Here is a 13,288-nt window from a genome sequence, read left to right on the forward strand (position 1 = left end):
TTATGGAGTTGATTATAAAATATTCGAATGTGAAAGCTCAAATTTGGGATCATTTTCTTCTCAAAGATACAAAAGTGACTATAAATAAATTTAATGCCAAATTAGGGATTACTGGTAGCGATGACATACTAAAAACTAAGGATACATTTCGTTATGAATTAGAAGATACGTTCGAAGAAATTGAAATTATTATAAGTACAATGTTTCGCCACAATGGAGTAGAATATCAACTTCTAAAGATAATACAACGGTTTCTTGTAAAGAGAGAAGATAACCACATTGTTGAACTTATTCCAACACGATGGCAAAAATTGAGCTTAGAACAGAAGACGACTATTGCTAGAACCACACCTTCATTACATCCTTTACTTAATGTTAAAGGTGGAATGATTACAATTTTAATTGATTTTGTCGACATTACGAGACTTTTCAACGATATTCATGGTGATACTCCATGGTTTAGTGCTTTAAATCTGATAAAAGGTACTCAACGTCATATTCGGGTGATGGCCTCGCTTCGGGGGCATCCGTTTATTTGGTTTGTTGTGGTACCAGGTTCGGTCGCTCATATTAAGGAACTCCAACCCAATTTATTAATTTATCCTGCTGGTTTTGGTGGTATTAATTACGTTGCAGACAAAATTGAAGGAATTACAACGAATAATCATAATATGAGTGTTGGCAACATACAATGTAGTGGTGAGACATTGTTTAGTTTTTTAACCCAACCTATAACTGACCCTGATTATGATGTTTATTTGAAAGATTATCTAAAACTACAAGATCGTTTCAAATATAGACTCGGTAGAAAATTACCACCACTACATCATTTCAGAGATCTTCTTAATTATGACCCCTCTAAAGAGGGGCTTTACCCTCTAAGCTGGGATAAACCATTTGGATTTGAGCAGGCTATAGACAAACAGCAACAAATTCTTTTGATTCCACAAATTAATGGCGGCGATGGTGGAATAGCTATTCAAGAAAATTTAATGGGTCTTGTAAAAAATGTTATATATTATATTTATACGCATACCAATACGTTAACTTATGAAACTATTGATGTTAAACAGCTAATTCTTACGGGTTATAGTAATTCTGGGGGGAATATATTTACGGCTACTAAAAGAAATTTAAAAGATATTAAGGCTATTATATGTTTTGAAGTGCAATATATGAATAAGCATGATGAAAACAAGCAATTAACCCTTGGTAAAAATGTAATTCCGGCCCTATTGGCACAAGGTGGAAAAGTAATTATTGTTGGTAGGCGCAAAAATGAATGGGAATCCAAATACTTACCTGATGGAGTTTCTCATTCAAAATTAATACTTTTACCAGATGAGTCGCATTATTCTATACTAGAATATCCAGATGTATCTAAACCTTACAATCCTAGTGCGTTTCCAGTTTTAAAACGACATTATTCACGATTGCTTAAAAATAATTCAGATAATGTTATTACTAATATACTTGGATCAGAAAGCGGTGTTATTGATTTTTACAGCGTTAAAAAAGAGTTGAAAGTCGAAGAAATCATCGAGAAATTCAGAAAATCTGGGTTTAATGATGAACAAATTATTAAAATAATTTTTACTCCTAAATTAAATAATGATCATGGAGGATACTATGTGCATAATTTTATAATTTCCAGTGGGCAAGAACTTTCTGTGGATGGACAAACGATATATAAATTTTTCCATCAATCTTTAGATTTAATCACCTGAAGCATAATATATTGAACATTATTAATATGGGGCATTTGGATATTATACCGAATGCCTTTTGCTGTTTATTTGTCATTGGCGCTATTTCTAAAGTTTAATGCAGGTCTACGGTGATAATTTCCACCACTTTCTTTGATGAATTTCTCTACACCTGAATAGTTGCCTGCGCTGTTTCAGTGACCGTCTATCCAAGGAGTTAAGCTTATTGATAGGCTTCTTAAAATTCATAAAAGCTGAATTATCCTTTTTCATTTGGCAAACCAGTGAATCGAAGTAAACTTCATGTTTGTTTTGAAAATACAAGACCTTACTTTCTTTAAGCGTTATGAATAAATGAACGTATACAATATTAAACATTGCTCCTCTGAGCTTGATTGGTGGTATCTGATAGTTCAGATGAACAGTTTGGGGTTTGCTTTTGGTATAGCAGAGGAACCTATTTTCAATTAGGCTATAATAGATAAAGAAATTTAAGGAACTTAGTGACAAGCAAGAAGAGTTGATTTCTGTTTCTCAAAAAATTATTACTAATCGTAATAGGGATATAACCAATCAAAAGGACAGACAGCCTAACAAAACCGTCTGTCCTTTTACTTATAATAATAATTATTTTATAGTATCCGAACGATTTAATCGATTTGCTTCCATCCGTGATAAAATCTGTTCATTGTCCTTATTGGACAGATTAGTATAAAGAGAAGTGGTTTCGATATTGCTGTGAGCCAACTGATCCCGCAGAAAAACAATGTTGTCGCTATTGCGGATAAAGTCTGCCGCAAAGCTATGACGGAATTTGTGCGGACTCATGTCTTCACCTTGAGCAAAGGCAGCGGTGTATTTGGTCACCAGGTTCTCAATGGCACAAAAGGAGAAATGATGTGCTACGTACAGCCTCTTTTCTCCTTTTGAATACAAGTAGCTTCCGATAACCCGATGATATGTAAACTACTGCATTTCATTTTGCTAAACCTTCTACAAATGAAAGATAGGTCGCATTAAATTGTTCAGCTTCCTCTAAAAAAGGATAATGATTGCTTCGATCAAAGATGGCTAGCGTTGCATTCGGAATTGATTCTCCCATTTCTTTCGAATATTCGAGAGGGCATTGCACATCGTGCCTTCCGCAAATAATCAAGGTAGGCGTGGTAATCAGCGGTAGTTTTTTGGTTACGTCAAAAATATGTACTTCTCTGCTGAAGAAATTTAGCCGGATAGCTGACATCCCTTTACTGATATCCAATGAAAAGTACTCTTCATACTTGTCTGGGTAGTATAAAGACAGTTTGGTCCTTTGCACCTTCAAGTCTCTTTTTTTCTCTACCGACAAATTGGGGTGTTTTAAGCTTTCCATCAGTTCTTGCATTCTCGTAAAGTGGAGATGTGCCGGATTGTAAATGCAATCATTCGAAAAAGTCATATATTCCCGTGCTGCTGCGCCAACGATCACGTTGAAGCTGAGCTTCTCTGAAAAATGAATGCCATAAATAACCCCCAGCATGCCGCCGGTTGAATGTCCAGCAAATCCCCATTGATCCAGGGCTAAGGATTCACGAATCGCTTCTAAGTCCAGAATGGTCTCCAGCATGCTTAATTGATAAGGATGAACCGCCTTCTCAGAACTTCCAGCTTCTCTTAAATTGACTAGATATACCTGGTTTTTCTGGGTAAAAGACTCTGCAAAGTAATCTCCTGTTTCATTGAACTCCGAATAATGATGAGTGACGCACAAGGGAGTTCCCTCACCTTTTACAAACACTTCAAATTCTCCACGAACAGTGGTAATTAGGTTTCTTTCCCACATCATAAGATTTACCTCTTTCTCTTACCTTTAGATTATCCATTCAAAATCCGAGTTTAAAACCATACGGAACAGCCTACTGAATGTATCATTTTTTCTAGCAAGTTCAATTTCGCTTAGTTTTATGATCAAGTCATTGGAATCAGGCTTTTGAATGTAACTTACTTACTAATAAGTTACATTCAGATTTGTCGTTCATTACCTATACGATCTCTTTTATTTTTGAAGAACTCCATAACAAGAATATTAATAAATGTGTTTATCGGAACAAAAAATAGTAATGTCCCTATACCCAGTGAATCAAATAAACCTTCCGTCTGTTTATGAAAAGTTTGAACGTCCAATCTGTAAAGATAAGCCGAAGCAACCGAAAGAATAAATGCATTTACAAAAAAGGCCGCTAAAATTCTTGTCCATTTATTCGCTTTTGTTTTTATAATCCAAAGAGCTACCAGAGAAGAAACAAGTAAAGAAAATAGGATAATTCTTAGAAATACTGGCTGCACATTTACTCCTCCTAAATCATTCAGTTTCTAATCAATTTTGGGAGCCATAAAAACCCCTGTCATTGATACTAATAACAACGACAAAGGTTTACAAAAGTTTCCATCTAGTGAAAGTTATTAAATAAATTGACCCTACTTTATTGGGATTTTGAATGTAACTTAATTCACAATAAGTTACATTCACATGCTAGAGTCTGTAATCAACAATTTTTCACTTTGAGGTTGAAACAGAACTTCCTTTTCCCTTCCCAATTTAACCTTTAAATCGTTCAGTGAATTCAATGAACCCCTCCAGATTAAGATCTTCTATGTTTTTGAGATGCTCCTCATTCTTTCGAATCAACTCCATTCGAATGTCGGTATCCTTCTGGAGGATTTCGGCCAAAACGATGGCGCATCTGGCTCGATCATAAGTAGACCCCCAGAAAATGTCTGCCTCTTCGTTATCTTTGACGGCGAGTTCATAAACACTTTCCTTTGTGGTGTATTTCTCAATAACGGGAAATAATACCGATAAAATTTCCAAATAAATTCCACACATTGCAATTTTTACATCTTCCTCGTTTTCAATGGTCCATCGTTTCTGCCCTTCTCCAGTGACATTGCCAAGTTCTGCTCCGAGCGTATATGTATCTAGTTTTTTTGGAGGAGTCATGGGATGGTCAATTTCATTCAGGATATCTTCCACATCGTTAAGTCGAATTGCAAAATCCACTGTCACATCAAAATCATCGATATGGTTGATGAAGGCCAGGTGGATGCTAACTTTTCCGTCATCGGTTTTTTTGTAAAAGCTTTGGGCGGAAATCCTTTTTTTAAACCCATGATCTGCAAGTAAGTCTGCCAAGCCATGCAGCAGCATGGCTTTCAGTTTCTTTTTATCCATTGAATTTTTCTCCTTTGCCTATCCATCCTGCTTCATATTTTGGGCTGTAATTCTCGATTGAATTTGAATGTAACTTAACTGCACATAAGTTACATTCAAATCCTTGATATTCTATGTTATTTTGGTTCTTCCTTTTCTATGAGCTTCTTGCAGATATATCCGACAATGTATTCTCTCTTTGTTATTTCTTCGATGTCCTGATTTTCAACTAACTCATCTAGTGCCTGATCTATTTTTTTCCATAGCTCTGTATTTTCATATTTTTCATATGGATGTGTCATTCTACTATTTACCTTCACTTTCATTTTTGTGTCTCTTCACTATAATACTTATTTTACCATTCTTGAGTTTTATAGATAGAAGCCGATAAATTATTTCTCGCTAAAAAAGCGTTCGTAAAAGTACACATTTACGAACGCTTCAAAAAACAACTAAAAAACACAAAAAGAACGTTCGTAAAAGTATCAAAACACTTTACGAACGTTCGCGAGTTTACATAGACGTTTACAAACAATTTTTGAATCTATCTTATTGAGCCTTCAGCGTTAATGTTGATCCTTCCACTTCGTCTTCAATTTCTGTTTCGTGGAAATCGCCTTCTGCCCAATCGTCCACTTGGTTATGGAAGTAATCCGATTTCAAATGTCCGCTCAAACCAGGGCCGACAATGTGATAGGCACTCGATAAATCAGCGAGGTCCGCCACAAACCGCCAGGATGCCCCGTGATTCACATTGCCTTCTGATGTAGACGCGGCTGCTTGTACTGTAATATTGGAGCCTCCGATCGGTACAGGATCCGGGTTCAAGAATTCGGCAAAGATCGGGGACGCTCCTGCAAGTGGATGCGGGAAGGTCAATTGATGATGTTCGCCCCATGTCCAGTCGGCCAGGTCGTTTCCTTGCTCATCATCAATTTCGGCGACCGCTGCCTCGAGAGCATCCACAAGCCATTTTTCCACGCCACCGTATTCCGTTACCCACACACCTTCTTCACCAGCGAAAGCACCCCGCATCATTTCATCGGTAATGTGGTTCTTGCCTGACAGCATGTCAAAGACATCCTCCGGAAATTCCTCTGCCAATAACGTCTCAGGCAATTGTTTTATCCATTTATGGAATACCAAAGGTGCGGCCTGTTCTTGGCTGTCGACCTGATCCCACTTCTCCAGCATCGTGAGCACTTCATCATGTTCGTCAGTTTCACTGCGCACAGCTGCAATCATTTCGTCCAAAAATTCCGCTGCATACAAATTCTTCTGATCCATCTGCAAGTCCATCATATCCTGTGCCGTCAACTCGTCCGATGCCTCCAAAACTTCGGCAATCCGTTCGTAGCGATATGGCTGCGCCCAGAAATCGGTGATGTGATACGGATAGGAATCATCGATGACTTCATTGTTCGCAGTGGCAATGAACCCGCTTTCCGGATTGACTGACCGCGGCAATTCATCAAAAGGCACATAGCCCTCCCACCCATATTCCGCCGAATCTCCCGGAACCGGCAGCTGGCCATCTCCGGATTTGCGGATTGGGATGCGGCCATTGGCTTTATAGGCGATGGTTCCATCAGTGGAGGCAAAGACAAAGTTCTGCGCAGGCGCCTGGAAGTCCTCCAGCGCCAATTCGAATTCTTTCCAATTGGATGCTTTATTGAAATTCAGGACTGCCTGCAGCTCTAAAGTCGGCTCGAGAGCCGTCCATTGCATCGAAAACACGGCTCCCGGCTCTTCTTCATCGTATAAGACGTTCGAAACGACAGGGCCATGCCTCGTCACCAGTACTTCAAAGTCTTCCGTTTCTCCGTCCTTGACCTTGATCGGCTCTTCTCTTACCTCTGCCTGTTCCCATTCACCTTCATACCGGAATTGTGTCGGATCTTCCGGATTTGGGGTTTCGATATAGAGATCCTGAACGTCTGGCCCCACATTGGTGACGCCCCACGCGATTTCTTCGTTATGGCCGAGGATGATTCCTGGAATGCCGGCAAAAATGACGCCGCTGACATTTTGTTCAGGGGATTCCAAATGCATCTGATACCAGATGGACGGTGTACTGAGCCCGAGATGCGGATCGTCCGCAAGCAGTGGTTTGCCGCTCGCCGTTTTGTCTCCTGCCACCACCCAGTTGTTGCTGCCATTAAATTCAGGCGGAATGACAGAAGCATCAAACTCACCGGCCACTTGGACGGGCTGCTTTTTGTTCGCCGCCAAAATCGCCGGCGCCGTTTCCGGATATTCGATAAACAGCTCACGGGCCTTGTCTTCAGGAAATTCATTTAATGCCCAGTGGCGGACGGCAAGTGTATTCCAATGCCCCCCAAGGTCATAAGCCATAAACTTTCCGATCGTCAAAGAGTCGACAGGCGTCCATTCGGTAGGCTCGTATCCGAGCAAAGCGAATTCGAAGCTGAGGCCGCCATTTTCTTTCGCTTCTTCCATATAGGTATTGACGCCTTCTGCGTACCATTCCAGAACTTGCTTGGCTTCCGCGTCATAGCCATCCCACGATTTTTCAGCAGCATTCCGCAAACTGAAGGTCCGGAAAAACTTATCGGTATCGAGCGCATCCGCTCCAATCACTTCCGCCAATTGCCCGCTGGCCTGCCTACGGGATAAATCCATTTGGAACATGCGATCCTGCGCCTGTACATATCCTTGTGCCCGGTAAAGGTCGGCATCTGTGTCCGCCTGTATATGCGGAACCCCGATGTCGTCACGGATGACGGTAACATCGCTGTCCAGTATCGCAACTGCCGCTTCTCCTTCAATGAGCGGTTTGGACTTCCCTATGTAAACGTTTACAAAAATCAATCCAGCAACCGCAACTGTGACAAGAACACCCAGTACAGCCAGAAGCCATTTCAACCACCTTTTATTTTTCACTTTTCCCCTCATGGTCTTGCCCCCTTTTTCCTAATGATGTTTATTCGACTGGCGAAGGATAAATCCCTTTTTTGAGAATAAAATAATCCCTCTGCCGCTTCCATCCGCATAAAAAAAGATGCCCCAGAGCTGGGACATCTTTCTGATTAAACTTGGTCTTCTCCTACAATCTTTACTTCAAGCTCTAAATCAATTCCGAACTTCTCCTGGACCGCCGCTTTGACCATCTCGATTGTCTGGATATAATCATTCGCGGATGCATTGTTTTTATTGACGATAAATCCAGCGTGTTTAGTGGAGACTTCCGCTCCGCCAAATCCGCGTCCCTGCAAACCGCTGTCCTGAATCAATTTACCGGCGAAATTACCAGGCGGACGTTTGAAGACACTTCCTGCAGAAGGAAATTCCAAAGGCTGTTTCGTTTCACGCTGATAAGTCAGTTCACTCATTTTCGCATCAATGACTGTTTGTTTGCCGACTTCCAACTCAAACTCTGCCGACAAGACGTAGAAGCCTTTTTTGGTGATGATGCTCTTGCGATAGCCGAGCTCCAAATCTTCTTTGGATAAAATCAGTTTCTCTCCTTCTTTCGAAAGAACTGTCGCTTGTATAATGATGTCTTTAATTTCTCCGCCATAAGCGCCAGCATTCATCGCCATGGCTCCACCGATGGAACCTGGGATTCCACAAGCGAACTCAAATCCGGTCAGTTGTTTCGCTGCAACAGTTTTCGAGACTTTCTTGATGTTCGCCCCGCCTTGCGCATAAACTCTCGTCCCTTCTATTTGAATCGCCTGCAAGCTCTTCAAAGTTAGGACGATTCCACGGAATCCTCCGTCACGAACGACCATATTGGACCCATTCCCAAGAAGCAGCAATGGTATATTGTTTTCATATGCGTATTTAACTGTATATGCAGTTTCATCTTCAGTAGTCGGTGTCACAAAAATATCAGCTGGCCCACCCATTTTAGTTAATGTATGAAGGTGTAGCGGTTCATCCATTTTGACGTGATCATCGGTTAAAAAACCGCGCAAATCCGTCAGCCATTGTTCTTTCGTCATTCAAAGCAAATCCCTTCTAAACTTTTAACTTCTACTAGTATCCGATTTTCATCCCGATTTGACAAGCAATATAACGTTCTTCGGTACAAAAGTCCAATAAATTATTATCTCGAATTCGAGAATTATTAATTAATAACTATTGACATCGAGATTTCATCTTGTTATATTAGGTGCAGAACAACATATCTAGGAGGAATTTAACATGAAAAAATGGACAGTAGACACAGCACACTCGGAAGTCGGATTCTCAGTAAAACACATGATGATTTCAAAAGTAAAAGGCTCTTTCTCATCATACGAAGCAACCGTTGAAGCAAATGAAGAAGATCTGCAAGGCGCATTGATCGACTTCAAAATCGACGTAGCAAGCATCAATACGAATAACACAGACCGCGACAATCACCTTCGCTCTGCTGATTTCTTTGACGCTGAGCAATTCCCATACATCACATTCAAAGCGAATGATATCGTTAAAAAAGGCGACGAGTACGAATTGACTGGCGACCTGACGATGAAAGGCGTTACCCGTCCTACTACGTTTGAAGTGGAGTACGGCGGCAAAGCAACAAACCCATGGGGCGTTGAAGTCGTTGCATTCAATGTAGAAGGCAAAGTAAACCGTAAAGATTTCGGCCTTACATGGAACCAGGCACTTGAAACAGGCGGCGTAATGGTCGGCGAAGACATCAAAATCACTTTGGAATTAGAAGGCAACCCAGCTTAATCAAGAAAAGTGGAAATGGCTGTACTATCAGCCAACAAGAAATTCAAAAAAGCAGTGCGAGGGAAAATCCTCGCACTGCTTTTTTCAGTATTATGAAAGCTTAATTTCTGCGCCTTTATTGTCCAGCTCCAGCTGCCAGATTCTAGGGTCATAAGTCGCTCCAGGTGTCTAGTTCAGTGCCTAGCTCTTCGGGATGTAAGCCGATCCGGCTGTGCGGCTGAAAACATGCCGCTTCGCCAGCTCATCTTACACCTGTCAGAGCTGAACAGGCACTTCTACTTTTCTTATTGTCCAGCTTCAGCTGCCAGATTCTAGGCTCATAAGTCACTCCAGCTATGCGGTTGAGGAAACACCGCTTCGCCGGAGCGTCTTATGCCCGTCAAATCTAAACGGCAGCTTCCGCATTTCAAAATTCCTGTTCTATCTTCTTCAACGGTTTAACAGCCGGACCATTCAACACTTCTCCGGTATGGGAGAAACGGGAACCGTGGCATGGACAGTCCCAGGAACGCTCTGCGTCATTCCAGTTAACTTCGCATCCCATGTGGGTGCAGGTCGTATCGACCAGATGCACCTGTCCATATTCATCGCGATAACCGCCAGCTTTCTTCTTGCCGACTTTGACCAATGAACCTTCGTCTTTGCCAAGATCATCGACTGTTTTGGAAGCCCTTTTCAGTTTTCCTTTGACCAATTCCTTGGCAACCGATGCGTTGTCTTTCGCAAAACTTGCGGCATCCACCGCCTTCATTTTCGAACGGGTCGGACTGAAGACTGGGGCATAACGATTTTCCTTGCCCAAAATCTGATCTGTCAGCATCATTCCGGCTAATGCCCCATTCGACATTCCCCATTTATGGAAACCGGTAGCCACCAGGATATTGTCATATCCTGCAGTGATGGTCCCGATGTAAGGGATTTGATCGAGCGTTGTCATGTCCTGTGCAGACCAGCGATACGGAATTTCCTGAATACCGAAATGCTCGTCTCCGAATTTCTCAAGATTATGGTAATGTTCCATTGTTTCTTTCGAACTCTTGCCCGTCGGATGGTCATCGCCGCCGATCAGCAGCAGCTTTTCTCCGTTTTCATCTGTTGCATAGCGCAAGGAACGGGAAGGCATATCCCCACTGATGTACATATCATTCGGAATCTTGCTGTTCACTTTGGCCGCAATGATATACGAACGGGTGACAGAGAGACGGGAAAAGTACATCCCGTCAAAATCATTGAATGGATAATGCGTCGCCACAATGACTTTATTGCACGATAAATGCGAAAGATTTTCAGTTTGGATAACCGGATCATTTTTACTGAGGATTTTCATCGCACGGGTTTTTTCATAAATCGTACCGCCCAATCGCTCAATCTCCTTTACCAGCCCTGCCAGGAATTTCACCGGATGAAACTGCGCCTGGTTGCGCATGACCACCGCTTCTTTCACCTGGAACGGCAATTCGACTTCATCTTTCGCCAACTCGCCGTCAATGCCCAGTTGCTGATAGGTCTCCGCCTCTTTTTCCACCAACTTCGCCCCTACCACAGTATTCGCATAGACAAATGCATTATGATGCGAAAAGTCACAATCGATGCCAAGCTCTTCGGCAGTTTCTTCAATGAACTTTAAGCCATCCATATTCGCCTGGTAATACAGCTTCGCCTGCTCTTCTCCCACAAGCTTGACCAGCGGATAATAAAACAACCCGTGTTGCGCCGTAATTTTGGCAGTCGTATAGCCTGTCACCCCATCCACTAATTTTCCGGCATCAATCAAGGTTACTTTTTTTCCGGCTTTGGCCAATAGGTAGGCACTGATGATCCCAACCATCCCTCCACCAACAACCGCAATATCTGTCGACTCATTTGCCTGTAAAGCGGGATAACTTGGAATATCTTTGTATTCTCTCCAATATGACTTCTGCACTTCTGGAACCCGACTCACGTTATCACTTTGCACCATGCCGTTCCTCCTCATAGAAAGCTTTTAGTAAATGTCTACCCCCATAGAAAAATCCTAATCAATATAATGGATTACCAGCGAAATTTTCCAGTTATTTGGACATACAGTCCAAAATGGCTGAAATACTGTCCAAATCCCAGAAATACTGTCCAATCCAGGTAGTTTACTTTCCAATCCGGCACATTTTCTGTCGAAACGCCTTTTAAAGCAAAAAAAGGACCGCCCTTTAAGGGGCAGTCCTCTGTGAGAAACTTATGCGTATACTTTTACTAATGAATTTGCAGATTGCTCGACGCGTTTCATGCCATCAGCAATGATTTCTTCAGCGCGATCAGGGTACATATTATGTCCTTCGATGATAACTTCTTCAATATCAGTAATACCGAAGAAGTCCATGATCAACCGGATATAGTTGACGCTCATTTCAGCAGGAGCCATTTCAGGTGTTGAGTAAACTCCGCCGCGCGCGTTCAAGATGATGACTTTTTTCTCAGGAACAAGACCGACTGGGCCTTCAGCTGTATATTTGAACGTAACGCCTGCACGGTAAACGTAATCGATGAACGTCTGTAACGGTGCAGGAATTGTTTTATTCCATAATGGGAAGGCGAATACAACAACGTCAGCATCCATAAATGCATCCATAGCTTTGTTGGCAGCAGTCAAAATGCGTTGTTCCAACTCAGTCATTTCTTCAGCCTGCGCTGATTTTTGCATAGCATCAAAGAAATCCTGGCCGAAATACGGCATATCTTCTTTGAATACATCGAAAGTGTTGACGTTAAGCTCTGTACCCATGCCGATTGAATCCATGAATACTTCGTACATCTTGCTTGAAACCCCTTCAGATGCAGGGCGGTTATTTGCTTTTACTACTAAAACGTTAGTCATTAGGTTAAAACTCCTTCTTCAATTATATTAAAATTATTTATCTCAAATTAAAAGCACTTTCTTATCATAAGAAAAGGCAGAGTATAAGTCAATTACTCTGCCTCGGACTTATACTCCGTCACAGGAATCCCCTGTGCAATAACTGGTTTTCTTCTTCCCCATCGGCTTAAGCTTTGGGCGGATGCCTTCTTCTTCAGCAATCTGCTCCAATGCTTCCACAAATGCATCCAACGGCTGTGCACCGGAAAGCGCATATTTGCGGTTGACTACAAAAAACGGTACACCTTGTACACCAATTTGGCCGGCTTCAGCGATATCAACCTGGACCTGTGCCATAAATTGATCCGATTCCAATACTTGCTTCGCTTCATCGCGAGGCAAACCGACCGCTTCTGCAATGGTCAATAAAATATCATGACTGCCAACATTTTTCGCTTCTACAAAATACTGGTGCATAAGCTGTTCAGTCAGTTCTGCATCCTTGTTTTTAGTTTCAGCCCATTTCACCAAACGATGAGCAGCCAAGGTATTGGCTTCCACCATGTTATCGAAATCATATTCCAAACCAACCGAGCGGGCATGCTGCGCCACTCCCTTAGTCATCTCTTTCGCCTGTTCCACTGTTTGCCCCAATTTCTTCGCTAAACTTTCATACGTCGGGACAGTAGAATCAATGGGCGTATTCGGATCCAGTTGATAGGCCTTAAACGAAATCTCCGCCTGGCTTTCAAAACCTGATTGAACCAATGCCTGTTCCAAAGTTCGCTTGCCTATATAACAGAATGGGCACACATAATCTGACCAAACTTCAATTTTCATATTATCCACCTCGCCATTAACTATAGCAAC

General features: G+C 41.9%; 12 protein-coding genes. 2 read left to right on the forward strand and 10 right to left on the reverse strand.

Features of this window, described 5'->3' with window-relative positions; genetic code table 11:
* Positions 1-2 precede the first annotated feature (2 nt).
* Complete coding sequence (locus ACRC6Q_RS13820; RefSeq protein WP_431466834.1) at positions 3-1,727, forward strand: hypothetical protein; 1,725 nt, start codon at positions 3-5, stop codon at positions 1,725-1,727.
* Positions 1,728-2,333: 606 nt separating this feature from the next.
* Here the strand turns inward: ACRC6Q_RS13820 and ACRC6Q_RS13825 are convergent.
* From ACRC6Q_RS13825 to murB, 7 genes are all read right to left on the reverse strand, one after another.
* Entirely contained in the window at positions 2,334-2,642 is a 309-nt protein-coding gene (locus ACRC6Q_RS13825; protein WP_431466835.1) for a tyrosine-type recombinase/integrase, read from the reverse strand.
* Between the two features lie 40 nt (positions 2,643-2,682).
* A complete protein-coding gene (locus ACRC6Q_RS13830) occupies positions 2,683-3,528 on the reverse strand; it encodes an alpha/beta fold hydrolase (RefSeq protein ID WP_431467001.1) in 846 nt (281 codons plus the stop codon).
* 179 nt (positions 3,529-3,707) lie between these two features.
* Entirely contained in the window at positions 3,708-4,031 is a 324-nt protein-coding gene (locus ACRC6Q_RS13835) for a hypothetical protein (protein WP_431466836.1), read from the reverse strand.
* 253 nt (positions 4,032-4,284) lie between these two features.
* Entirely contained in the window at positions 4,285-4,917 is a 633-nt protein-coding gene (locus tag ACRC6Q_RS13840; protein WP_431466837.1) for a hypothetical protein, read from the reverse strand.
* Between the two features lie 116 nt (positions 4,918-5,033).
* Positions 5,034-5,222: a hypothetical protein gene (locus tag ACRC6Q_RS13845; protein WP_431466838.1), complete on the reverse strand. Its 189-nt coding sequence runs from the start codon at positions 5,220-5,222 to the stop codon at positions 5,034-5,036.
* 223 nt (positions 5,223-5,445) lie between these two features.
* Entirely contained in the window at positions 5,446-7,812 is a 2,367-nt protein-coding gene (locus tag ACRC6Q_RS13850; protein WP_431466839.1) for a penicillin acylase family protein, read from the reverse strand.
* A gap of 134 nt (positions 7,813-7,946) precedes the next feature.
* Positions 7,947-8,864 carry a UDP-N-acetylmuramate dehydrogenase gene (gene murB, locus ACRC6Q_RS13855; RefSeq protein WP_298832562.1) on the reverse strand — a complete coding sequence of 306 codons (918 nt, stop codon included), beginning with the start codon at positions 8,862-8,864 and terminating at the stop codon, positions 7,947-7,949.
* Between the two features lie 202 nt (positions 8,865-9,066).
* Here murB and ACRC6Q_RS13860 point away from each other — a divergent pair, with 202 nt between their 5' ends.
* Positions 9,067-9,588, forward strand: a complete 522-nt coding sequence (locus ACRC6Q_RS13860) for a YceI family protein (protein ID WP_223637012.1) — start codon at positions 9,067-9,069, stop codon at positions 9,586-9,588.
* 406 nt (positions 9,589-9,994) lie between these two features.
* Here the strand turns inward: ACRC6Q_RS13860 and ACRC6Q_RS13865 are convergent, their stop codons facing one another.
* From ACRC6Q_RS13865 to ACRC6Q_RS13875, 3 genes are all read right to left on the reverse strand, one after another.
* Positions 9,995-11,548, reverse strand: coding sequence for an FAD-dependent oxidoreductase (locus tag ACRC6Q_RS13865; RefSeq protein WP_431466840.1), 1,554 nt, complete (start codon positions 11,546-11,548; stop codon positions 9,995-9,997).
* A gap of 252 nt (positions 11,549-11,800) precedes the next feature.
* Positions 11,801-12,439 (reverse strand): FMN-dependent NADH-azoreductase, encoded by a 639-nt coding sequence (locus ACRC6Q_RS13870; RefSeq protein WP_223637015.1) that lies wholly within the window; start codon positions 12,437-12,439, stop codon positions 11,801-11,803.
* Between the two features lie 108 nt (positions 12,440-12,547).
* Positions 12,548-13,258: a DsbA family oxidoreductase gene (locus ACRC6Q_RS13875; RefSeq protein ID WP_223637018.1), complete on the reverse strand. Its 711-nt coding sequence runs from the start codon at positions 13,256-13,258 to the stop codon at positions 12,548-12,550.
* Between the last annotated feature and the right edge of the window lie 30 nt (positions 13,259-13,288).

This window comes from Planococcus sp. SE5232 (genome assembly GCF_050686535.1).
Classification (GTDB): Bacteria; Bacillota; Bacilli; order Bacillales_A; family Planococcaceae; genus Planococcus.